At 71.1% G+C, this 22,185-nt stretch carries 19 protein-coding genes; 13 read left to right on the plus strand and 6 right to left on the minus strand.

Annotated elements, in window-relative coordinates; translation table 11 throughout:
* The first annotated feature begins 1 nt into the window (after position 1).
* The 10 genes from H6693_05045 (at position 2) to H6693_05090 (ending at position 12,820) form a co-directional block, all read left to right on the plus strand.
* Positions 2-1,411: a hypothetical protein gene (locus H6693_05045; protein MCB9515536.1), complete on the plus strand. Its 1,410-nt coding sequence runs from the start codon at positions 2-4 to the stop codon at positions 1,409-1,411.
* Positions 1,412-1,634: 223 nt separating this feature from the next.
* Positions 1,635-2,048: a hypothetical protein gene (locus H6693_05050; GenBank protein MCB9515537.1), complete on the plus strand. Its 414-nt coding sequence runs from the start codon at positions 1,635-1,637 to the stop codon at positions 2,046-2,048.
* 201 nt (positions 2,049-2,249) lie between these two features.
* Positions 2,250-2,951, plus strand: a complete 702-nt coding sequence (locus H6693_05055) for a DUF4159 domain-containing protein (protein ID MCB9515538.1) — start codon at positions 2,250-2,252, stop codon at positions 2,949-2,951.
* Positions 2,948-6,466, plus strand: a complete 3,519-nt coding sequence (locus tag H6693_05060) for a DUF4175 family protein (protein ID MCB9515539.1) — start codon at positions 2,948-2,950, stop codon at positions 6,464-6,466. The genes H6693_05055 and H6693_05060 overlap by 4 nt, the downstream gene beginning before the upstream one ends.
* Positions 6,463-8,391, plus strand: a complete 1,929-nt coding sequence (locus tag H6693_05065; GenBank protein MCB9515540.1) for a tetratricopeptide repeat protein — start codon at positions 6,463-6,465, stop codon at positions 8,389-8,391. Before H6693_05060 ends, H6693_05065 begins: the two co-directional genes overlap by 4 nt.
* Entirely contained in the window at positions 8,391-9,653 is a 1,263-nt protein-coding gene (locus tag H6693_05070) for an asparagine synthetase B (protein ID MCB9515541.1), read from the plus strand. The genes H6693_05065 and H6693_05070 overlap by 1 nt, the downstream gene beginning before the upstream one ends.
* A 106-nt stretch (positions 9,654-9,759) precedes the next feature.
* Entirely contained in the window at positions 9,760-10,254 is a 495-nt protein-coding gene (locus H6693_05075; protein MCB9515542.1) for a hypothetical protein, read from the plus strand.
* A gap of 74 nt (positions 10,255-10,328) precedes the next feature.
* Positions 10,329-10,943, plus strand: coding sequence for a hypothetical protein (locus tag H6693_05080; GenBank protein ID MCB9515543.1), 615 nt, complete (start codon positions 10,329-10,331; stop codon positions 10,941-10,943).
* A 44-nt stretch (positions 10,944-10,987) separates the two neighbouring features.
* Positions 10,988-12,022: an ABC transporter ATP-binding protein gene (locus H6693_05085; GenBank protein MCB9515544.1), complete on the plus strand. Its 1,035-nt coding sequence runs from the start codon at positions 10,988-10,990 to the stop codon at positions 12,020-12,022.
* Between the two features lie 18 nt (positions 12,023-12,040).
* Positions 12,041-12,820, plus strand: coding sequence for an ABC transporter permease (locus H6693_05090; protein MCB9515545.1), 780 nt, complete (start codon positions 12,041-12,043; stop codon positions 12,818-12,820).
* A gap of 2 nt (positions 12,821-12,822) precedes the next feature.
* On the opposite strand, the gene H6693_05095 is transcribed toward H6693_05090, so the two are convergent.
* From H6693_05095 to H6693_05120, 6 genes are all read right to left on the minus strand, one after another.
* Positions 12,823-13,437, minus strand: a complete 615-nt coding sequence (locus tag H6693_05095) for a hypothetical protein (protein ID MCB9515546.1) — start codon at positions 13,435-13,437, stop codon at positions 12,823-12,825.
* A gap of 9 nt (positions 13,438-13,446) precedes the next feature.
* On the minus strand, positions 13,447-14,340 hold the full coding sequence (locus H6693_05100) for a hypothetical protein (GenBank protein MCB9515547.1): 894 nt from the start codon (positions 14,338-14,340) through the stop codon (positions 13,447-13,449).
* Positions 14,341-14,536: 196 nt separating this feature from the next.
* Positions 14,537-15,718: a glycerol-3-phosphate dehydrogenase/oxidase gene (locus H6693_05105; GenBank protein ID MCB9515548.1), complete on the minus strand. Its 1,182-nt coding sequence runs from the start codon at positions 15,716-15,718 to the stop codon at positions 14,537-14,539.
* Positions 15,715-16,458, minus strand: a complete 744-nt coding sequence (locus H6693_05110; GenBank protein ID MCB9515549.1) for a glycerophosphodiester phosphodiesterase — start codon at positions 16,456-16,458, stop codon at positions 15,715-15,717. The genes H6693_05105 and H6693_05110 overlap by 4 nt, the downstream gene beginning before the upstream one ends.
* A 10-nt stretch (positions 16,459-16,468) precedes the next feature.
* Entirely contained in the window at positions 16,469-17,896 is a 1,428-nt protein-coding gene (locus H6693_05115; protein ID MCB9515550.1) for a hypothetical protein, read from the minus strand.
* A gap of 50 nt (positions 17,897-17,946) precedes the next feature.
* Positions 17,947-19,161, minus strand: a complete 1,215-nt coding sequence (locus H6693_05120) for an MFS transporter (GenBank protein MCB9515551.1) — start codon at positions 19,159-19,161, stop codon at positions 17,947-17,949.
* Positions 19,162-19,400: 239 nt separating this feature from the next.
* Between H6693_05120 and H6693_05125 the strand changes: the two genes are divergently transcribed.
* The 3 genes from H6693_05125 to sfsA all read left to right on the plus strand — a co-directional run bounded on the left by H6693_05125 (position 19,401) and on the right by sfsA (position 22,170).
* Positions 19,401-20,354, plus strand: coding sequence for a DNRLRE domain-containing protein (locus H6693_05125; protein ID MCB9515552.1), 954 nt, complete (start codon positions 19,401-19,403; stop codon positions 20,352-20,354).
* A gap of 216 nt (positions 20,355-20,570) precedes the next feature.
* Positions 20,571-21,302: a hypothetical protein gene (locus tag H6693_05130; protein ID MCB9515553.1), complete on the plus strand. Its 732-nt coding sequence runs from the start codon at positions 20,571-20,573 to the stop codon at positions 21,300-21,302.
* A gap of 160 nt (positions 21,303-21,462) precedes the next feature.
* Positions 21,463-22,170 carry a DNA/RNA nuclease SfsA gene (gene sfsA / locus H6693_05135; protein ID MCB9515554.1) on the plus strand — a complete coding sequence of 236 codons (708 nt, stop codon included), beginning with the start codon at positions 21,463-21,465 and terminating at the stop codon, positions 22,168-22,170.
* Positions 22,171-22,185: the final 15 nt, after the last annotated feature.

Here is a 22,185-nt window from a genome sequence, read left to right on the forward strand (position 1 = left end):
CATGAAGCTCGTGTTCCGGATGTCTCTCATCCCGGCCTTGGCCGGTCTCGCCTTCGTCGCGATCCTGGTCGGCGGGTTCGTCGCCGGCAAGCGCAACGATCAGCAGCTCGCACGGATCGAACAGGGGTCATTCCCCGCCGTCGAGCTGAGCCGCGACCTGAGCGAGCTGCTGTCGGAGCTGCAGCACTCGCTTCAGGACGCGGTGGCGGCGAGCGAAGAGCAGAAGCTCGAGCAGGCGCGGGAGATCAGCGCGCAGTTCGTGGCGCGGCTGGACGCGGAGCGTTCGAATCCCGTGCTCGACGCGAAACAGCTCACCTCGCTGTCCGAGGAGTACCAGAGCTACTTCGAGCTGGCGTCGGACACGGCGTCGCGCATGATCGATGGCACCATGGACACGGACCTGCTCGGCCGGCTCAAGCGCATGACCGAGCAGTACAACGCCGTGCACGACCGCCTGGAACAGTTCCGGGAGGCGCAGAAGGCCGACATCAGCAGCTCCTTCAGCCTGGCGCGCAACGAGCAGATCAGGACGCAGAAGCTGAACGGTCTGCTCACGATCGTCTTCCTGCTGCTGCTGCTGGGCCTGTCCTACTACACGATGCGCGCCATCCTGCCGCCCATCAAGACGACGGTGGCGCGTCTGGAAGGCGGCTCCGAGACGCTGCGCCACGCCTCCGAGCACCTGATCGCCACCAGCGACTCCACGACCGAGGGCGCCACGGTCCAGGCGGCCAACCTGCAGGAGATCTCCGCCTCGCTGCAGGAGCTGAGCTCCAGCACGGACAGCAACGTGCAGAGCGTGCGCAAGGTCCGCGAGATGGCCCTGGGGGCCCGGACCGACGCCGAGGCCGGCATGAGCACCATGCAGCGGATGTGGAAGGAGATGGACGAGGTCAAGCGCACGGCGGACGAGACCGTCAAGATCGTGCAGTCCATCGACTCCATCGCCTTCCAGACCAACCTGCTGGCGCTCAACGCCGCGGTGGAGGCGGCCCGCGCCGGCGAGGCGGGGCAGGGCTTCGCCGTGGTGGCCGAGGAGGTGCGCACGCTCGCGAAGCGCAGCGCCGAGGCCGCGCAGGAGACGAGCCAGCTCATCGCCGAGTCGCAGCAGAGCACGCAGCGTGGCGTGGCGACCTCGCGCGACCTGTCCGAACTGCTGCAGGGGATCGTGACGGCGGTGAACGACGTCAGCGAGCTGGTGGAGCGCGTCACGGCGGCCACGTCCGAGCAGGCCACGGGGCTCAGCTCCATCGCGACGGCGCTGGTTGACATCGGCAACGTCACCCAGGCCAATGCCGCGGCGTCGGCGGGGGTGCAGTCGGCCACGCGGGACGTCGCCAGCCAGGTCGAGGACCTGAAGCAGGTGGTGGAGATCCTGTCGGCCGTGGTGGGGGAGAAGGCCGCGGTCTAGCGCCGGCGGAGCCTTCCTGCTCGCCCGGAGTCCGGGCCGTGACCGTCCGCGAGCGCGTGGGCGGTCACGGTTTCCAGGCTCCGAATCTCCATTTTCAGGAATCCGTGAACATGCTGTCGCGATGTGCTAGACTTCGGTCGGGCACGGACTTTCCTGAGTCCGGCCAGCCCAATCGGACGACCGCCATCGCTCCCACCTCACGCCACCCCTCGGGAGGTCACGCATGAGAACACGCATTCCCGCACTGGCACTGCTGTTCCTGGCTCTTCTGCCCGCCGGCGCCCCGGCCGCGACGCACGTGGTGACGGCTCTGGGTCAGGCCTTCGACCCCAGCGAGATCACGATTCAGATCGGCGACACCGTCGAGTGGCACTGGGGGTCGCTGCTGCACACGGTCACCAGCGGCGTCGACCTGTCCGATCCCCAGGCCGGCGCGCTCTTCGACGCTCCCCTCGACTCCGGCAATCCCGTCTTCTCGTACACGTTCACCGAGGCGGGCGATCAGCCCTACTTCTGCCGCTTCCACATCGCCGTGGGCATGACCGGGCTCATCCACGTGGAGACGACGACCTCCGTGCCCGACGAGAGCCTGCCCCCCGACCCGCCGAGCTTCGGCGTCATCAAGAGCCTTTACTAGGGCAGGGCTTCTGGCTTCGCGGATCGCCCCGGCGCGTGTCGCCGGGGCGATCGCGTTCCCGTGTTCCGGGTCCGGGATGCGCGACGGTCCCGCGATCGTCGCCGCGCGTCCCCTGGAACCGATTCTGCTCCTGGGTCTTTGCAAGGCAATGCGCTATCATTCAGGCAGCTAGACCCTCACGCGCCACCCGGGAACCGCAGCATGCACCGCGTCCTCGCTCAGGTACTCGCCACGCTGGCGGGCGCGATCGTCGTCGCCGCCCCCGGGGGCGGGTTCGCCCAGCCCGCGCCGGATCCCGACCAGGTCCAGCTCGGCCGCCTGCACTACAGCGGCGGCGGCGACTGGTACGGCGACCCCAGCAGCCTGCCCAATCTCCTGAGCGAGTTCGAGCGCCGTACGGGCATCGACTGCGCCGAGCACGACACCGCCATCAAGGCCACCGATCCCGGGCTCGAGCGCCTGCCCTTCGTCTACATGACCGGGCACGGGAACGTCATGCTGACGGCCGACGAGGAAGCGGCCCTGCGCGGCTGGCTCGAGCGCGGCGGCTTTCTCTGGTGCGACGACAACTACGGCCTCGACTCCAGCTTCCGCCGCATGGTGAAGCGCCTCTTCCCCGAGGAGGAGCTGCGCCTCGTGGCCGCGGACCACCCCATCTACCACAGCTTCTACGATCTCACCGGCGTCCCCAAGATCCACAAGCACGACGGCAAGCCGCCCCAGGGCTGGGGCCTCTTCCGCGACGGGCGCCTGGTGATCTTCTACACCTACGAGTCGGACATCGGCGACGGCATCGAGGACGCCGACGTGCACAAGGATCCCCCCGACAAGCGGGAGGCGGCCATGAAGATGGCCATCAACGTGTTCTACTACGCGCTGACGCGGGCGCGGACGGCGTCGTGAGCGCCCCGCGGCCCGCGGCCGCTTCCGAGCGACTGCTGGCGCTGCTGCGCGGCGAGCTCGCGCGGGCGCGCCGGGCGCACTGGCGCGCGGCACTGGGTCCGGCGCTGGCGCTGAGCGCGGCGGTGCTGCTGGCGGCCGTGCTGATCCTGCGCTTCGCGCTGCCGGCCGGACCGGGAGCGGGTCGCGCGGCGGCGACCGCGACCTGGCTGCTGGCGCTGGCCCCGCTGGTCGCGGCGTTCGTCTGGCCCTGGCGGCGGCTGCCCAACGCGCGCGCGCTGCTGCGCGAGGCCGAGGCGGCCGCGGACACGCGCCAGCTGATCGAGACGGCGGCCGACGTGGCCGAGGGACGTCTCGACGGCAAGGGCTACTCGCCCGCGCTGATGGACCGCCTGCTGGCCGGCGCGGTGGAGCGCGCGGCCGCCGGGCTGCCCGACCCCAGCCAGGGACCGTGGCCTCGGCGCGGGCGGCTCGCTCTCGTCGCGCTGGTTCCGCTGGTTCTGCTCGCCGGACTGCCAACGGGGCGCGGCGGGCTGCGTCCGCTGGCGCTGCTGCTCACGCCCGGCGATCCGGAGCACTACGCGGAGCGCGCCTGGCTCGAGCTGCTGCCCGGCGACGTCGACCTGCTCGCCGGCAGCGCCCTGACGCTCGATCTGCGCGAGCGCGACCTGCCCTGGCGCTTCCCCGGCGACCTGACTCTCGAGATCGACGCGACCGGCGACCTCTTCCGTCCCGTCGCGCTGACCCCGGGCGCGTCCGACGGCGCGTGGACGCTGCGCCGCGAGTCGGTGGACCAGGGCTTCGCCTACCGCGCGCGACACGGCCGCACGCTGAGCCCGACCTACCGCGTGAACGTCTACCATCCGCCGATGCTCGACAGCCTGCGCGTCACGGCCACGGCGCCGGCCTACACCCAGCTGCCGCCGCGCGAGCTGACGCTGCAGAGCGGCAGTCTGCGTGTGCCCGAGGGATCGCGGCTCGCGCTGTCCGGCCTCGCCTCGAGCCCCCTGGCCCGCGCATGGCTGCTCGGCGCCGGTCCGGCGGACAGCCTCGAGCTGGACGTCGACGCCGGCGGGCTCCGGCTCTCCGGCGAGCTCGACGTGCGCGAGGACGCCAAGCTGCGGCTGGGGATGGAGGACCGTCGGGGCACGCGCAGCGTGACGCCCACGCTCATCGAACTGACCGCCCTGCCGGATCGCGCGCCCACGGTGGAGATCCTGGCGCCGGGCCCCGACGCCGACCTGGACCGCGATCTGCGTCAACCGCTCGAGGTCAGCGCGGCCGACGACTACGGCGTGGCCGCCCTGCGCTTGCGCGCGGTGAAGCGGGGCGAGGCCGACAGTCTCGTCACCGCGCTGCCGCTGGGCGACGCCGCCGGCCAGCCCCGCGCCTCGCTCGACTGGACCTGGGACCTCGGCGCGCGCTGGGATCTCTTCCCCGGCGACGTGGTGGAGTACTGGCTGGAGGTGGAAGACACCCACCCCGGCACGCCCGGCCGCGGGATGAGCGCCGTGCAGCGCCTGCGCGTGCCCAGCGTGGCGGAGATCTACGCCGAGATCGAGCAGGAGGACGCGCAGCGCAACGACACGCTCGAGGAGATGGTGGACAAGGGCCAGCAGCTCCAGGAGCAGATGCGCAAGCTCGAGGAGGATCTGCGCGCCGACCCCGACGTGGACTGGGAGCGCAAGCAGGAGCTCGAGAAGACTTTCGAGAACCTCGAGCAGATGAGCGAGCAGCTGCGCGACCTCAACCAGGGTCTCGCCGAGCGCAGCGAGTCGCTGTCCGAGAACGAGATGATGCGCCAGGAGATGGCCGACAAGCTCGAGAAGATCCAGGACCTCATGGAGGAGCTGCGCGACACCGAGGCCGGCGACCTGTTGCGGCGCTTCCAGGAGATGCTCGAGAACATGAACCCGGAGACGCTGCCGCAGGAGCTGCAGGACATCCGCATGGATCACGAGGCGCTCATGGAGCAGCTCGAGCGCACGCAGGCCATGCTGGAGCAGCTCCAGCGCGACCAGAAGATGGACGCGCTGCAGCGCCAGGTGGACGAGATGATCCAGCGCCAGCAGGAGCTGCGCGCCGAGACCGAGGCGCTGCCGGACTCGACGGGCGCCGAGTCGGCCGAGGACGCGGCCCAGCAGTCGGCCGAGGCGGCGGACTCCACCGCCCTCGGCGAGCAGGCGGACGCGCAAGACGGCGAGCAGCAGGATCAGCAGCAGCAGGGCGAGCGGCAGGACGGCGACACGCCCGCCGACGAGGACGCCCAGAAGCTCGCCGAGCGCCAGGAGGATCTCGCCAAGGAGGCCGAGGAGCTGCTCGCCGAGATCCAGAAGACCGCCGAGGAGATGAGCGACGAGTTCCCCGAGCAGGCCGAGGAGATGAAGCAGTCCTCGGAGCCGCAGTCCCAGCAGGATCCCAGCGAGCCCATGCACGAGGCGCAGGGGCAGATGGAGAAGGGCGACAACGACGAGGCGAGCGAGAGCCAGAAGCAGGCCGAGAGCCGTCTCCTGAAGCTCTACTGGACGCTGGCCCAGGCCCAGTCGGGCATGAATGCGCAGATGGAGCAGCGCTCCATGGAGTCGGTGGATCGCGTCACGCGGCAGGCGCTGGAGCTGTCGCTGCGCGAGGAAGCGCACGAGGACGAGACGAGCCGTCTCCTGCGCTCGGGCCGCCGCGACGACGGCATGCGCGAGGCCGCCCGCCGCCAGATGGGCCTCTACCAGTCGATGGAGCACGTGCGCGACGACCTGGTGGAGGCGGGCAAGCTGACCTTCGCCGTCAGCCGCGAGGCCATGCGGCAGAGCCAGGCCGCGCTGGACGCCATGAGCCGTTCCGTCGCCGAACTCGAGGCCGGCCAGCACGCCGTGGGCTTGCAGCAGGCCGGGCTGTCCGTCACCCATCTCAACGGCGCGGTGATCGAGCTGCTCGAGGGCGTGCGCAGCCAGGGCTCGGGCACGGGCAGCTGTCCGAACCCGGGCGCGGCGATGCAGGACATGCTGCAGCGCCAGGAGCAGCTCAACCGCGACAGCCGCGGGCAGGCCAAGTCCCAGGGCGGGGGCGGAATGTCCATGGAGGAGCGCGCGGGCATGGCGCGCCTGAAGGCCGAGCAGCAGGCGATCCGCGAGGGCGTGCAGGAACTCATGAACGGCGATCAGGACGGCCTGCTGGGCCGCATGGACAAGATCGTCGAGGACATGAAGGAAGTGGAGAAGGACCTCGAGGGCGGCCGCCTCGACGACGAGACCCTGCGCCGCCAGGAGAAGATCTTCGAGCGCCTGCTGGACGCGCAGCGCTCCGTCCACCGCCGCGATTTCAAGCGCGAGCGTCAGAGCGAAACCGGCGACGAGCTCGCGCCGCTCTGGCCCGAGGACCTGAAGCGCGACGACCCCCTGGCCAAGCTACGCGACGAGATCCGCCGCGGCCAGGGCGAAGCGGCTCCGCCCGAGTACGAGGAGCTGATCCAGGAGTACTACCGTTCGCTGCTGGAGCGCGGGCAGGGCGAGGCCACACCGTGAGCCGCGCGGCCCGTCGGCGGCTCGTGGGCCTCGCGCTCGCGCTCGTCCTCGCGCTGCCGCTCGCGGCGGACGCGCAGCTGGTCTCCCCGGACCGCGACCCGCAGCGCGAGACCCCGGCGGACGAGGCCCGCATCCGCCTCACGCGCGAGCTGCTGCGTCTGCAGCGGCTGACGGAACAGGATCCCGCGGCGGCGCGGGCGCGTCTCGTGCAGCTGCGGGCCGAGCACCCCGACCATCCGCAGCTCGAGTTGCTGCTGGCGCGGGCCGACCGTCTGACCGGCGCGTTCGACGAGTCGGAGGCGATCCTGCGCCGCCTGCTCGAGCGCTATCCCCAGTCGAGCGGCTATCGCTCGGAGCTCGTCACCACGCTCTTCCGCGCCGGCCGGCTGGACGAGGCCCGCGACCTGGCCCGCGCGATCTACCGCGACGAGAAGCGCGCCGGCGCCTACGAGGAGGCCGCCAGCCTGCTGCTCGACCTGGGGCGGCCAGACATGGCCGAGGACGTCTACCGCGACGGCCTCGCCGCCGTCCCCACCAGCGATCCGCGCGGCCGCCTGCGCCTCATGCGCCGCCTGCTCGAGCTCTTCAACCTGGAGGGGGCGCCCGGCAAGGTCCTCGACCTCGTGGCGAGGGACGGCGAGTCCCTGACCGACGCGAACCTGCGCGCGCGCCTGGTGAACGACGCCGCGCAGTTCCTCCGCGAGGCCGAGCAGCCGCGCAGCCTGCTGCCGCTGGCCGACAGCCTCGCCGCCGGCCCCAGCGGCGACCGCCTGGCCCCGCTGCTCCGTGAGATCTACCTGGCGGTGGGCGATCACACCCGTTACGCCGAACAGGTGCTGCGCGCGAAGGTGCCCGGAGAAGTCCGCGCCGAGTGGCTGCTCGACGCCGGCATCCGCTGCCTCGAAGATCCGCGCGGCGATGCCGCACGGCGCCGCGCCGCGGCCGACCGCCTCTTCACCGCCGGCCTCGACGAGGCCGACAACGCCCTCCAGCGCGCGCGCCTGCGCTACCAGCTCGCGCGGCTGCGTCTCGAGGAGGATGGCGAGCGCCGTCTTGCCGGCGACACGCCCAGCGCCGCCGACGTGAGCGCCCTGCGCGACCTCCTCGCCGCGCTGCGCCGCGAGCAGCCGGGCAGCGAGTGGGCCACGCGCGCCCTGGTGGACGAGCTGCGCCTCCTGCGCGACCGCCTCGGCGAGGTCGCCGCGGCGGACAGCCTTCTGCGCGCCTGGTTCCTCGAGCCGGACCGCGCGCGCGGGGGCGTGAGCGACGCGGCGCTCGAGATGGAGCTCGGCGAGAACCTCATGGCCGCCGGCGAGTTCGATGCGGCGCGCGGCCACTACGAGAGCCTGCGCCGCGAGGACGACCAGCCCGAACTCGTCTCGCTGGCCACCTTCCGGCTGGCGGAGCTGCAGGTGCTGGCGGGGGAGACCGCCGCCGCCCAGGACAGCCTCGCCGCGCTGGCCAAGGCCGCGCCGGGAGCGTCGCTGGCCAACGACGCCCTCGACCTCGCGCTGCTGCTCGCCGAAAGCGCCACCTGGCCGCAGGCGGTGCAGCGCCATCTGGCCAGCGCCTTCGCGCTCGAGTTCCGGCACCAGCCGGCTGCGGCGGCGAAGGCGCTGCTCGGCTTCGCCACCGAGTTTCCCGAGGACCCGGCCAGCGCGCCGCTGCTCTATCGCGCCGGCCAGCTGCAGCTGCGCGCCCTCGACGGCGACGGCGCCATGGCGAGCTGGCTGCTTCTGGCCGACGAGCATCCCGACGACTTCCGCGCCCCCCAGGCCCTGGAGCAGGCCGCGCGACTTGCCTTCCGCCGCGGGCGGCTCGACGAGTCCCGCGCGCTGCTGGAGCGCGTCATGACGGAGCACCCCGGCTTCCCCCTGCGGCCCGGGATGCGCGACTTGCAGGATCGACTGCGGGAGGACGCCTGATGAAGCGGGCCGCGACCTGTCTGCTGCTGGCGCTGGGATTCGGACTGGGGGCGCGGAGCGTCCACGCGGATCTGCTGGTGCCCATGGACCTGGAGCAGACCGACCACCTCAAGGCCTACGGGTTGGCCTTCCATTGCCTGCAGCAGCAGCAGACGGTGCTCTGGCTGCTGAACTACCGCGGCGGCAGCTTTCTGCTCGAGGACGGCGCCTTCGGCCGCCAGGAGGCCGTGCGGCTGGGCGTGAAGGTGGAGCCCATCAGCGAGAGCCGGCGCGCGTCGATCTTCGGCACGATCGAGAGCAGCAACATGGAGAAGGTGGTGCTGGAGAAGGCGCCCGAGGTGGCGATCTACAGCCCGCCCACCGCACAGCCCTGGGACGACGCCGTGATGATGTCCCTCGACTACGCCGAGATCCCCTACACGATCGTCTACGACCAGGAAGTGCTCGACGGCAAGCTCTCCGACTACGACTGGCTCCACCTGCACCACGAGGACTTCACCGGCCAGTACGGCAAGTTCCTCGCGCTCTACGGCAACACGCCCTGGTACCAGAAGGACAAGCGCCTCTCCGAGCAGATGGCCGCGGCCGCGGGCTATCCCAGCGTGAGCGAGCACAAGAAGGCCGTGGCGCGGGCGATTCGCAGCTACGTGGAGAACGGCGGCTTCCTCTTCGCCATGTGCAGCGCGACGGACACCATCGACATCGCGCTGGCCTCCGAGGGCGTGGACATCGTGGCCAGCGAGTACGACGGCGACCCGCCCGACCCCGACTGCCAGAGCCGCCTGGACTACGGCAAGGACTTCTGCTTCCAGAACTACCACCTGCTGACCAATCCCATGGTTTACGAGTTCAGCGACATCGACGCCACCAACACCGCGCGCCTGCGCGGCCAGGGCAACGACTACTTCACGCTCTTCGAGTTCTCGGCGAAGTTCGATCCCGTGCCCACCATGCTCGTCCAGAATCACGTGGCGGTGGTGGAGGGCTTCATGGGCCAGACCACGAGCTACTACAAGCGCTTCCTCAAGGACGGCGTCACGGTGCTCGGCGAGGTGGAAGGCGCCGACGAGGTGCGCTACGTGCACGGCTCGCGCGGCAAGGGCACCTTCACCTTCTACGGCGGCCACGACCCCGAGGACTACACCCACCGCGTGGGCGACCCGCCCACGGACCTCAGCCTGCACGTGCACTCGCCGGGCTACCGGCTGATCCTCAACAACGTGCTCTTCCCGGCCGCGGAGAAGAAGGAGCGGAAGACGTAGCAGTCTATTGATTCGCAACTGCCCCCTCCGTATGCTCTGGCTGCAAGGGGAAGTCCCTGAGGACTTCCGGGTGACCGGTCTCGACTGGACAAGGGGGGCAGAAGTCATGCGAATCCGCTTCGTATTCCGCGCGCTCAGTCTGCTGGCAATGGTCCTTGCGCCCTGCCTCGCGGCAGGTCAATCACCAGGACCCGATGAACTTCCCCTCAACTCGCAGCTGGCGCGAACCGCCTGGCAGGCCCTGGACGGGGGCGACTTCGAGCGAGCAATCGCCCTGACCGACAGCTGCATCGCCGAGTTCGGGGGGCAGGCGGAGGTGGAACAGGGCAGGCTGGACTCTCTCGGGGTGTCGGAGCCCCCGGAAGGCGGGGTCTCCGATGCTACGAAGGTTGAGATCTTCAGCCACGGAATCCTGAACGACGTTGGGACTTGCCACTTCATCCGTGCAACGGCTTTCGAGAAGTCCGGCCGCAATGAGGATGCCTGCGAGGCCTATCGTGCAGCCGCACGCTTTCACCATGCTCGTTGCTGGGATCCGAAGGGCTGGTTCTGGTCGCCTGCGAAAGCGGCGGTGGGAAAGCTGCGCTCCCTGGGATGCTGACGGCAGCGGCGACTCGCCGCAGCCCGACTGGGGATGTGATCCCCGACTGACGTGGAGGCAAAATGAGGGCGTGGGTGAAGAACGGCAGCATCGTGGCGGCGGTCGCTGCGGCGGCCACGGCGCTGATCTGGGTGGGGACGCTCAGCGGGACGGTGAACACGATTCGCTCCAGTACGTTCGCCGACGTCGACAAGAGCAGAATCGAAGGGCTGCTGGTCGCTACCCAGGACTCGCTCCAAGCGGTTCGTCGAGACCTGGAGGCAGTTCGCGGACAGGTCGCGGCGCTGAGTCGAGCGTACACGCCTCCGGTCTCGGTTCAGATCTCCACGCCGACGGACATGACGTCGATCGCACGCGAGACGCTTGTCCGCGGTACTTCCCAGGGCCTGCCGGCCGGGGAGAGCATCTGGATTCTCGTCTTCGACAACGCGCGCAAGCGATACTACCCGTTCGTCAAGCCCGCCGACACGCAGGTGGGCGGGGACTGGACGCAGCTGATCGAAGTCGGGGGCTACGTGGACTCAGGTGCGCAGTTCCAGCTGATCGCGGTGGTCCCGGATTCGACGGCTACCCGCCGGTTTCGCGAGCTGACTCAACCCCCTCGGGGAGACTATCCGTGGAGCGACGGCTTGACGGAGATTCCGTCCGGCGTCCTGGAGTATGACCGGGTCAGTGTCTGGCGAAGGTAGGGTTTCCTATCGGCGGCCTCGTCGCCAGCCGGCCGACGAGGAGGATGCGCGGCGAGTACTATGCCGGTCCGGGGGCGGGCCCGCGCATCGTCAAAAAGAACGCAAGACCCCGTTGGCTCGGTCCGCTATCCTCGCGGCCCTGCGACCAGGAGGTGCGCGTGGCCGCGATCGCACAACCCGTCGAGGCCCGCGGCCTCACCAAGCGCTTCGGCGAGTTCACCGCCGTCGACGGCATCGACTTCGCCGTCGGCCCCGGCGAGTGCGTGGGCTTCCTCGGCCCCAACGGCGCCGGCAAGACCACCACCGTCCGCATGCTCTGCTGCGCGAGCCCGGTGACGGCTGGCGAAGCCCGCGTCTTCGGCCTCGACGTCAGCGTCGAGGCCCGCGCGATCAAGGCGCGGCTGGGCATCTGCCCGCAGGAAGACAACCTCGACCCCGACTTCACCGTGCGTCAGAACCTGCTCGTCTACGCGCGCTACTTCGCGCTGCCGCGCGCCGAGGCGGCTGCGCGCGCGGATGCCCTGCTCGCCCTGATGCAGCTCACCGAGAAGTCCCGCGCGAAGATCCCCGAACTGTCGGGCGGCATGAAGCGGCGCCTCGTGCTGGCGCGTGCGCTCATCAACCACCCCGAGTTGCTGGTGCTCGACGAACCCACCACCGGCCTCGACCCCCAGGCGCGGCAGCTCATCTGGGAGCGCGTGCGCAAGCTGCGCGCGGCGGGCACGGCCGTGCTGCTCACCACGCACTACATGGAGGAGGCCTCGCGGCTCTGCGATCGCGTGATCCTCATGGACGGCGGCAAGATCCTGCTCGAAGGCGCGCCGGCGACGCTGATCGCCGAGACCATCGGCCGCGAGGTGGTGGAGCTGCTCGAACCCGACGAGGCGCTCACGGCCTTCGTGGCGGAGCGCGGCTGGCCGAGCGAGTCCTCCGACGACCGCCTCTTCGTCTACGATCGCCAGGGCGCGGTGGTGGCGCAGGCCGTCGCCGAGGCCTTTCCGCGGGCGGAGCGGCTGATCCGCCACGCCACGCTGGAGGACGTCTTCCTTCACCGCACCGGGCGCACGCTCAGGGACTAGGAGGCGCGCGTGATCGGCATCTCGCGGAACATCTCGCGGCGGGCGTGGCGGGTGTGGCAGCGCAACGTGGACGTCTACCGCGTCACCTGGATCGTCAACTTCCTGCCGCCGCTGCTCGAGCCGGTGCTCTACGTGCTGGCCTTCGGGCTCGGCATGGGGAGCCTGATCGGCGTCGTGACCTACCAGGGCGCGCCGGTGGCCTATCTGCGCTTCATGGTGCCCGGGGTGATCGCCGTGGCGATCATGTTCTGGTCCTACTTCGAGACCACCTACGGCTCCTTCGTGCGCATGTACTACCAGCGCACCTTCGACGCGATCGTGGCCACGCCGCTGACGGTCGAGGACGTCATCGCCGGCGAGTGGCTCTGGGGCGGCACCAAGAGCCTGATGGCCGGCGGCCTGATGACGGGGGTGATGGCCCTCTTCGGGCAGGTGGACTGGCCCTGGGGGCTGGCCGTGCCGCTGCTGGCGGTGCTGGGCGGGCTCTTCTTCAGCGCGCTGGGCCTGGTCACGACGGCCGTCACGCCCAAGATCGACACCTTCAACGTGCCGATGTTCCTGCTGATCTTCCCGATGTTCCTCTTCAGCGGGACCTTCTTCCCCATCGACATCCTGCCCCGCTGGGCCATGCTGCTGGCCGAGGCGCTGCCCCTCACCCACGTGTCCTACCTGGTGAGGGGGGCCTGCCTGGGGCAGGCCCCCCCGCACTGGGCCCTGAGTATCGTCTACCTGCTCGTGGGCACGCCGCTGGTCACGGCGCTGGCGGTGCGCCTCATGCGCCGCCGCCTCGTGAAGTGACGCTAGAACAGCTGCGGCACGTCGAGCGTCTGCTCGCCGGTCACCTGCAGCATGAGCGTGACGCGCCAGGTGAAGGTGATGGGGTCGCTCGCGCTCGGTGTGGGCGCGACGTCGCCATTGGCCACGCGCAGGGTGAGCACGGGCGACGCGCCCGCCAGAAAATCGGCGAGGGCCTGGTTGATCAGGCTCACGCCGGCCGCGGTGAGCGGCGCGGCCTGGCGGACGCCCAGCGCCGCCTCCACCGACTGGCTCGTGTAGGCGAGGAGCTGGACGAAGTTGCCGCTGGCGTCGCGCTCCACGTCGATGGCGCCGGAGATCTGCCAGTCGTGGGTGCCGTCCAGGGTCAGCACCTCGAAGTCCACGCCGGACAGGTGCGCCGAACCCACCTCGTCGCGGCCGAGGTTGGCCGAGTCGAGGATGTCCGCGATCTTGTCGCCGAGCTCGACCACGGCCGTCTCCTCGAAGGCCGCGTCGGTGTCGTCGACGACGAACTCCGCGGACGACTCGCCCGTCAGGACCAGCTCGATGACCTTCTCCTCCACGAGGCAGCCCGACGCGAGCGACAGCAGCACGCCGAGGCCGAGGACGATGAGCAGGGTGCGCAGGATGGTCTTCATGTCCACCTCCTAGAGGCCCAGGGTGCCGAGCGACACGCCGAGGTTGAAGCTGTTGTGCTCGGCGAAGCTGTAGGCCGCCGAGAGGTTGACGATCTTGAGATTCAGGCCCGCGCCCAGGGTGAGGTGAAACGTGGTGGCGCGGTCGAAGTCCAGGTGCAGCGACTCGCCGCCCTCGTGCTCGTAGTCGACCTCCATGGCGAAGGTGTCGAGGCTGAGTCCGGCGAAGGGCTCCACGGTGATGGCCGCGCCGTAGCGCTTGCTGGCCTGCAGCCCCACCGAGAACGCGCTGGTGGACATGAGGTCGCCGCCGGCGCTGTTCTCGCCCACGTTGAAGTGCTGCCAGAGCAGACCGGCCGCGAGGTCGAACTTCGGTGAGGCCATGTACTGCGACAGGCTGTGCCGCACGCCGAGGCCGAAGAGGCTGACCTTGCCCAGCTCGGAGTCGCCGGTGTCCAGCGACACCCAGCGCAGCAGGCCCTCGCTGCCGGCGATCCCGCTCACGCGCAGCTGGGGCACGGGCAGGGCGAAGGAACTCAGGTCGAGCCCGCCCGGGAAGGCGAAGGTGGCGCCGCCCTGGCCGTTCACGAAGACGGCGTTCGGATCGCCCACCACTGTGGGCGCCTCGGCCGTGGTCTCCGGCTGGAACGAGCCCTCGGAGTTGGCGCTGAAGCTGCGGTCATCGTCGCCGAACATGACGCCCATCAGCTTCAGCTCCACGCCCACCTTGACGCCCGCCCGCGGGATGCGCGCGGACTGGTAGAAGCCGTCGTTGAGGCTGGCGCCGAGGGCGTCGGCCAGCGGCTGCAGATAGCCGACGGCGTTGTCGCCGGTGTAGACCGACAGCTGGTCCTCGATCTGCGCGAGGGCGGGGGCGGCGGCGAACGTCAACAGGACGCCCGTCATCAATCCCCGTCGCAGGATGGCTCTCCATCGCTGGTGCATGAGTCCTCCTTCGCGGGGGCCGTGCCCGCCGCTGCCTGGTGGTTCGCGCCCGCCTGGGTGGCGGGCCGTGTGGGTGCTGAGACGCGCGGTCCGCGCAGAGGATCACAGGGAGAGGGGCCCAAGTGTAAGCGGGCTTACATTTCGGAGTACGCGCTCGCTAGTCCACCGGGTTCAGCGTGAGCTCCCGCGTGTCGCCCCGGGGCTCGCGGGCCGGCAGGGCGGCGGCCAGCTTGGCGATCACCTTGGCCGCCGTGGCGCGGTAGGTGGTCAGCTTGCCGCCGTAGATGCTGAGCAGGCGGGGGGGGCGGCCGCCGTCGGTGAGGAGGACGTCCTCGCGCGAGCGCCCGAAGGCCGCGCCGCCGCCGCCCGGCAGCACGCGCAGGCCGGCGAAGGCGGCGACGACGTCGCGCTTGGCCACGCCCCGCGTCGGGAAGACGCGCCGAAAGCTCGCGAGCAGGTAGTCGATCTCGCTGTCGAGCGGGTAGCTGGCGGCGGGGTCGTCGGTCCAGGGCGTCTCGGTGGTGCCGACCATGATGTTCTCGCGCCAGGGAATCGCGAAGATCACGCGCCCGTCCGGCGCCTCCACGTAGTAGATGCCCTTCATCAGCCGACCCGGCAGCACCAGGTGCGCGCCCTGGACCAGCTCCACGTCCAGCGCGCGCTGGGCCGGCCGCGCCGTCGCGAGCACGCGATTCACCCAGGGCCCGCTCGCGTTGACCACGGCCCGCGCCCGCAGCTCGCGGTCCTGCCCGCGCTGCAGGTAGCGCAGGGTGACGCCGTCCACGCCCAGCTCCACGGCCTCCACGCGCGCGCTCAGCTCGAGCGTGGCGCCCAGCGACCGGGCCGACGCCATGACCGCGCGGGTGAGCGCGGCGTCGTCGGTCTGGCCGTCGTAGTAGCGGTAGACGGCCTTCAGCCCCTCCGTCGTGAGCCCGTCCAGGCGATCCCAGGCCGTGCGCGGCAGCGTGCCGAAGCGCGCATGCTTGCCGAGGTTGCCGAGCATCGCGTAGAGCGACAGCCCCGCGCGCACCTGCCAGCCGGGCCGGCGGCTGCCCGCGTAGACGGGAATGTGGAAGGGCGAGAGCGTCACCAGCTCGGGGGCGATGCGCAGCAGCAGCTCGCGCTCGGCCAGGCTCTCGCGCACGAGGTGGAACTGGCCGCTCTCGAGGTAGCGCAGCCCGCCGTGGATCAGCTTGCTCGAGCGGCTCGACGTGCCCTGCGCGAGGCCGGGGTACTGCTCGAGGAGCGTCACCGACCAGCCCGCGGCCGCCGCGGCCTGCGCCACGCCCACGCCGTGGATGCCCCCGCCGATCACCGCCAGATCGACCGCGCCGCTCACGCGCCCGCCTCCGCGAAGGCGGGATGGGCGAGCAGCGTGCCGATGTCGTCCGTCTCCACGTAGCGCGCGCCGCGCGCGCCCCAGGCCAGCGCCTCCTCGGCCGTGTCGACGGCGAAGATCATCCACGCCCAGGGGCCGGCCGGAAGAACCGTGTGTGTACCGGCAAAGCGCTCGCGATCGGCCACGAGCAGGGGGACGTCCAGCGCCTGCGCCGCCGCCAGCGCGAAGGCGTCCACCGTCTCCAGGATCCAGCCCAGCCGCTCCCAGCCGAGGGACCGCGCCATGCGCAGCACTTCCGCGTCGAAGGAGATCAGCGTGACGCGATCGCGCATGGCCTCGAGCGCGGGCAGCGCCGCGTCGAGCATGGCCTCGCGGCCGAAGCGCTCCATGCTCACGCGCTTCAGCTCCACGAAGAGCCGCGCCGCCGGGTGCCGCGCGAGCAGCGCGACCGCGGCGTCGAGCGTGGGGACGGTGGCGTCGGCCCGCCGCGCGCCGGCGGGACCCGTCGGCAGCATGACGAGCTCGGTGGCGGGCAGCTCGGCGACGGGGCCGTCGCGATCGGTGCAGCGCTCCAGCGTGCGGTCGTGGAAGAGGACGGGCACGCGGTCCGCGCTGAGCTGGACGTCCACCTCGAGCCAGCGCGCGCCAGCCGCGAGCGCGGCGGCGAGCGCGGGCAGGGTGTTCTCGGGCTCGCGGCGATTCCAGCCGCGATGCGCCACCAGCTCCGGTGTGGGGTCCATGCGGGGCAGCCTAGGACAGGTCGCGCATCAGCGCCAACCAGGATTCGTAGCGTCGCTTGAGGGCGGGGTCGTCGACGGGGTCGATGCGGCGGAACGGGGCGCGCGACCAGCCGGACGGGCGGCCCGCGGCCAGGTAGGCGACGCCCCGCGCGGTGGCCTCGGGATCCGCCGCGACCTCCACCGGGAGGCCGCAGAGGGCGGCGAGCCGAGCGCAGAGCGCCGTGGACCGGGTGAGGCCGCCCGAGAGGCGGAGCGTCCGCAGCGGCGGGCCGGCGGCGGCGAGGAGGTCGAGATTCGTGCGCAGCATGAAGAGGATGCTCTCGGCCAGGCCGGTGGCGAGGCGGTCGGGGTCCCGCGGGCCGGTCTCGGCGGCGTGGGTGCTCACGTCATGCCGCCACCAGGGGGAGCCCAGCCCGCCCACGGCGTTGATCACGATCTCGGGTTCGCGCACGCGAGTGAGCAGCGCATCGAGCCGCGGCGCCACGGGCGCGAGGTCCCAGTATTCCTCGGCCCAGTCGAACGCCGCGCCGGCGCCGTTCACGGTGCCCTCCACGAGATAGCTGGCGTCGTCCGCCGCGCTGTCGGCCACGCCGCGCAGGAGGCCGTCGTCCGCGTCGAGGTTCGGCGCGGGCGACGTGCGCAGCGCGAAGGCGCCGGTGCCGAGGTTGACCAGGGCGACGTCCTCCGGCAGCGGGCCGTCGGCGAAGACGGCGGCGTTCTGGTCGCCGGTGAGGGCGGCGATGCGGACGCCGCCGCGCCACTGCGGCGAGGGCAGCCGTCCGTGGGGGAAACGGATCGGCCAGCAGGCGGGCAGCGCCTCGGGCGGAAGGCCGAAGCGCTCGATCAGCGTTGGATCCCAGTCGCGCGTGGCGAGATTCCAGAGCAGCGTGCGGGAGGCGTTGGCGTGATCGACGGCGCAGGGCGCCTCCTTCGCGAGCCCGGCCAGCAGCCAGGCGGCCAGTGGCCCCATGGCGAGGCGCCCCGCCCGCGCGGCTTCCCGCACCGCGGGCAGCTGGTCGAGGCACCAGGCCAGCTTGCTGGCGCCGTAGTGGGGCGAGAGGCGCAGGCCGGTGCGTCGCGCGATCTCGGCGGCGCAGCCGGCGTGGGGTTCGAGGCGATCGGCCGCGCGGGTGTCCTGCCAGCTCAGCACGGGCGACAGCGGGACGAGCCGCTCGCGGTCCCAGCAGACCACGCTGCTGCGCTGCACCGCGATGCCGCAGGCGACGGGCGCCGACGGCGCGGCGGCGAGGACTTCGTCGATCGCGTCGTGGGCCAGTCGCAGCATGAGCTCGGGCTGCTGTTCGACCCGGCCCGCCCCGGGCCGGGTGAGCCTCAGGATTCGCTCGCTGTAGTCGAGCACCCGCCCGCGCGAATCCAGCAGGACGGCGCGAAGGCTGCTCGTGCCGCAATCCAGGGCCAGGAGGCAGGAATCGTCCATGGCGCGAGTATGCCGCGGAAAGCGGCCGCCGTCGAGGGGGCGTGGGCCGTCTACTTCGCGGGCAGCGGGAGGGGCTCGGCGGCGCCGCCGAGCCCGCGCGCCGGCACGCGAATGCGCAGGCAGACGAAGAACCCGCCCAGCGCGATCGCCGCGGCGATCAGGAACACCCAGCGGTAGCCCCAGGCGTCCCAGATGTAGCCGGACAGCACCGGCAGGCTCATGGCCACCGCATGGTCGATGGTGATGCCGAGCGAGATGGTGGGCGTGATGTCCTTCGGGTCCTTCGCGATCTTCTTGAGGTAGGTGGTGCGCGCCACGCGCAGCGCGAAGAGCAGCTGGTCGAGCACGTAGGCCGCGTAGAGCAGGCGCAGGTCCCAGGGTTCGGACAGGACGTCGCTGGCGAAGGCATAGATCAGGCAGACGAGGAGGAGGAAGAGCTCGTCCACGGCGAGGACCGCGCGCTCGCCGAGCCAGTCGATCACGTCGCCCAGCAGCGGCCGCAGCACCACGCCCAGGGTCGCCGCGACGAAGTAGAGCAGCGCCATGGTGGACACCGGCACGCCGTGCAGCGCGACCAGCACCCAGGAGCCGAAGACCAGGAAAATCTGCTTGCGGATGCCGAAGAGCGCGCTGATCGCATAGAAGAGCCCGTACTCCTTGCGGTAGACCAGGCGCCTGCTGCGCGCCTCGCCGCGCCCCGTGTGCAGGCGCAGGTAGAAGCCGCCGGCGATGAGGGCTAGTGCGGCCGCGATCACGTAGAACAGGCCGAAGTCGTTGCCGCGCAGCTTGGCCAGCGCGAAGACCAGGCTCACGCCGAGGATGGTGCCCAGGTTGCGCGCGCCGCCGAGCTGGCCCAGGCGTCGTCCTTCGCCGCCCTCCTTGGCCAGGCGCAGGCCGATGGGGCCGTCCACCGCGAAGAGGATGTGGTCGCCGAGCGACCACAGCGCCACCCAGACCACCAGCAAAGCGGTGCTCGGCGCGAGGTGGCCGAGGCCGACGGCGCCGGCGGCGGCGCAGAGCATGGCCAGGCCGGCCATCTTCGTCTCGCGCATGGCCAGAGAGAGCAGGCCGACCACGCCCACCAGCAGGAAGCCCGGCAGTTCGCGGGGGAACTCGAGCCAGCCGCGGGCCTCGGCGCCGAAGCCGTGGACCTCGGCGAGGTAGTTGTTGAGCGTGGAGGCGAAGATCCCGCTGGCCGCGCCGAAGAACAGCGTGGCCCCCAGGAGTCGCAGGATTTCCCGGCGGTGGGCGGTGAGGGTGGGCATGGCGACAGAGTAGGGCAGGCCGCGGGCGGCGGCAAGCGAGGGAAGCCGCACTTTTTTTGCGGCGCGGGGAGGGCGCATCGTTCCTGGTGGCTCCTCGGCGTTGCTCATTAGTTCGTTGGTGGCGATTCATGGAGAGTCGAACAGAAAACAGGGGCTTATCAGACGGCGGCGAACCTGCCATACTCACGCTCGCTTCGACAGCAACCCGGTCCCCTGAAACCCACCTGGAGATGACATCTATGCGTAGGATCGAGTCCCTCCTGCTTCTTCTGCTCATGGCTGCGTTCGCGATGACGGGCTGCAGCCAGCAGGGCGGCGTCACGTCGCCCGCCGGCCCCGACGGCACGAGCCCGATGGCGAGCTCCCCGCTCTTCGGCTACGCGCTGCCCGACGGCGCCACCCTGACCAGCGCGACGTTGAACCTCTTCATCGTCGACGCGACCTACATGAACGTGGACGTCTTCCGCGCCACCCGCGACTGGGACGAGGCCACGACGACCTGGAACAGCTTCAACCTCCACGACGGCGGCGCCTACGACCCGACCGTGCTGGGCAGCTTCGCCACCCAGCCGGGCGGCGTGTATGCGAGCGTGGATGTCACCGCCCAGGTGCAGGCCTGGATGGACGGCGTCGACGAGAACCTGGGCTTCGTGCTGCTGCAGCGCCCGGAGTTCAGCTCGCGCACCGAGTACTACAGCCGCGAGCGCGGTGAGAACATCCCCTTCCTCGAGCTGACGTACATGGTGAATGGCCAGTCCGTCACCGAGACGATCGATCCCCTGGCGGACACCCAGATCAACGAGGAGTCCCCGGACACGGCCTTCGGCCTCTTCGACAAGCTCTACACCGGCTGGCGGAACCAGCTCGAGAAGGAGACCCTGATCCGCTTCGATCTGGACGTGCTGCCTCCGGGTGACGGCGGCGACGACTGCGGCGACCACAACGGCGACTGCGATGGCCACGATGGCGATTGCGACGGCCACGACGGCGGTCATGACGGCGATTGCGATGGCCACGACGGCGGCTGGTGGGGCTGGGGCCAGGGCGGCCATCACAGCGGCGGCAACCACGGCGGCGGCAACGACTGCGGCGGCAACGGTGGTCACGATGGCGGTGGCAACCACGGCGGCGGCTGGGGTGGCAACGGCGGCCATGGCGGCGGTGGTCACGGCGGAGGCCACGGCGGCTGTTAGTTGCGCTCGTGGGCCCTTTGCCTCGCTTCGCACTTCGTGAGGCGCTCGGCCAAAGGGCCCACTCGCTAGCTCGGCAGAGAAAGAAGGGGGAGCCACGAGGCTCCCCCTTTGTCATTCCCCGATTCCCCCAATCTCCACGCCGTCTTTATCTCCCCGTCACGGCCGCGGGCTAGTCTATCCCTGCCTGGAAGCAACCTGAGAGCCCGGAGGTCCCCCGTGTCAGCCGCCCCCGACAGCTCGCGCCTCGACAGCCTTGAGAGCGGCGCGCTGGACTGGGGGGTCTCCGGGCGACGCCTGACCGGCGAGCATCCTCTTCCGTTCGAAGCATTCAGCGGGGGCGACGTCGCAGGCGTCGCCCCCGTCCCGCCTTCCGGGCCGCTGCTCGCCCCGGCGCTCTGGGTGTCGGTGCTGCTGAACCCGCCGCTGGCCAGCGCCGCGGCGATCCTGCTCGCCGCCCGCGCGGGCGGCGACCGCCTCCCCTGGACGGCCCTGCTCCTGCTGCTGGCCGTCTTTGCGCCCCTGGCGCACACGCTGTGGCTTCATCGCTCAGGCCGCATCACGGACCTCGACATCAGCGCGCGTCACGAGCGCTTGAAGCCCCTCTTCACCGCTGCAGCCAGTCTGGGGCTGGCCTGGCTCCTACTCAGACACGGCGTCGCCTCGGCACTGATGATGGACCTCGCCACCGCCTTCTGGCTGCAGACGCTTTTTCTCCTCGCCGTGTTGCCCGCCTGGCGGCTCAGCTTGCACGTGCTCGCCGTCGTAAACGCCACCCTGCTGCTGGGCGGGCTGACCGGCCTCTGGCCGGCCCTGATCCTCATTCCCCTCGTGGCCGCCTCGCGGCTGCGCCTGCGCCGCCACACTCCCCTCGAGGTGGTGGGCGGCGCCCTGACCGGCCTCGCCGGCATGCTGCCGGTGCTCGTGGTTCACGCGTCCCGCCTGGGCTAGCGGCATTCGGCGCTGGCCGAACCCCGACGATCCTGCTATCCTGCCTGTGGCGTCCGCGGAGGGGACACCTTTCTGCGTGCTCCCTTTCGCATCGCCTCATCCAGTTGCCCTGGCGTTCCTTGAGCGCCAGGGTTCGTCATCTTGAGTCGGGGGATCTCCGCTGCAGTTTCCTGCGCCACTGGTGCCGGGCCGGCTCGTCGGCCGCGAGAAACGCTTCTTCGCGCACGTGGTCCTCGACGACGGCCGCCGCGTCACCGCCCACTGCCCCAACACCGGCAGCATGCTGGGCTGCGCCGAGCCCGGCAGCCGGGTCTGGCTGAGCCCGGCCGACGACCCCCGCCGCAAGCTCGCCTGGACCTGGGAGCTGGTGGAGGCGGGCACGCCGCCGTCGCTCGTGGGTATCAACACCCTGCGCGCGAACCGGCTGGCGCGGGAGGGTCTCGAGGCCGGCGCCGTGCCGCAACTCGCCGGCTTCGCCCGTCTCCGTGCCGAGGCGAGTCCGGTCAGGGGCACGCGCTTCGACTTCCTGCTGGAGTGGGAGCCAGCGCGGCGGCTGTGGCTGGAGGTGAAGAGCGTCACCCTGGCCGAGGGGCGGCGGGCGCTCTTCCCCGATGCGGTGACGGCCCGCGGCCTGAAGCATCTGGACGAGCTCGTCGCGCGGATCGAGGCCGGCGACGAGGCCGCCCTGCTTTTCGTCGTGCAGCGGGAGGACTGCGACGCCTTCGCGCCGGCCGACGCCATCGACCCCGCCTATGGCCGGGCGCTGCGCGCTGCGCGGGCGGCGGGTGTCAGGCTGCTGGTGCATCGCCTCGGGCTCTCCCCCGAGGGCCTGAACTTCGGCCCGGCGCTGCCCCTCGCCGACTTGTGACCGTCGCGAGCCTCT

The organism is Candidatus Latescibacterota bacterium (genome assembly GCA_020633725.1).
Taxonomy (GTDB): domain Bacteria; phylum Krumholzibacteriota; class Krumholzibacteriia; order JACNKJ01; family JACNKJ01; genus VGXI01.

Excerpts from the sequence above, each read along its gene's own strand:
- H6693_05045 (MCB9515536.1), top strand. The coding sequence starts at position 2 with ATGAAGCTCGTGTTCCGGATGTCTCTCATCCCGGCCTTGGCCGGTCTC.
- H6693_05050 (MCB9515537.1), top strand. The coding sequence starts at position 1,635 with ATGAGAACACGCATTCCCGCACTGGCACTGCTGTTCCTGGCTCTTCTG.
- H6693_05055 (MCB9515538.1), top strand. The coding sequence starts at position 2,250 with ATGCACCGCGTCCTCGCTCAGGTACTCGCCACGCTGGCGGGCGCGATC.
- H6693_05070 (MCB9515541.1), top strand. The coding sequence starts at position 8,391 with ATGAAGCGGGCCGCGACCTGTCTGCTGCTGGCGCTGGGATTCGGACTG.
- H6693_05075 (MCB9515542.1), top strand. The coding sequence starts at position 9,760 with ATGCGAATCCGCTTCGTATTCCGCGCGCTCAGTCTGCTGGCAATGGTC.
- H6693_05085 (MCB9515544.1), top strand. The coding sequence starts at position 10,988 with ATGCGCGGCGAGTACTATGCCGGTCCGGGGGCGGGCCCGCGCATCGTC.
- H6693_05095 (MCB9515546.1), bottom strand. The coding sequence starts at position 13,437 with ATGAAGACCATCCTGCGCACCCTGCTCATCGTCCTCGGCCTCGGCGTG.
- H6693_05100 (MCB9515547.1), bottom strand. The coding sequence starts at position 14,340 with ATGACGGGCGTCCTGTTGACGTTCGCCGCCGCCCCCGCCCTCGCGCAG.
- H6693_05110 (MCB9515549.1), bottom strand. The coding sequence starts at position 16,458 with ATGGACCCCACACCGGAGCTGGTGGCGCATCGCGGCTGGAATCGCCGC.
- H6693_05115 (MCB9515550.1), bottom strand. The coding sequence starts at position 17,896 with ATGGACGATTCCTGCCTCCTGGCCCTGGATTGCGGCACGAGCAGCCTT.
- H6693_05120 (MCB9515551.1), bottom strand. The coding sequence starts at position 19,161 with ATGCCCACCCTCACCGCCCACCGCCGGGAAATCCTGCGACTCCTGGGG.
- H6693_05125 (MCB9515552.1), top strand. The coding sequence starts at position 19,401 with ATGCGTAGGATCGAGTCCCTCCTGCTTCTTCTGCTCATGGCTGCGTTC.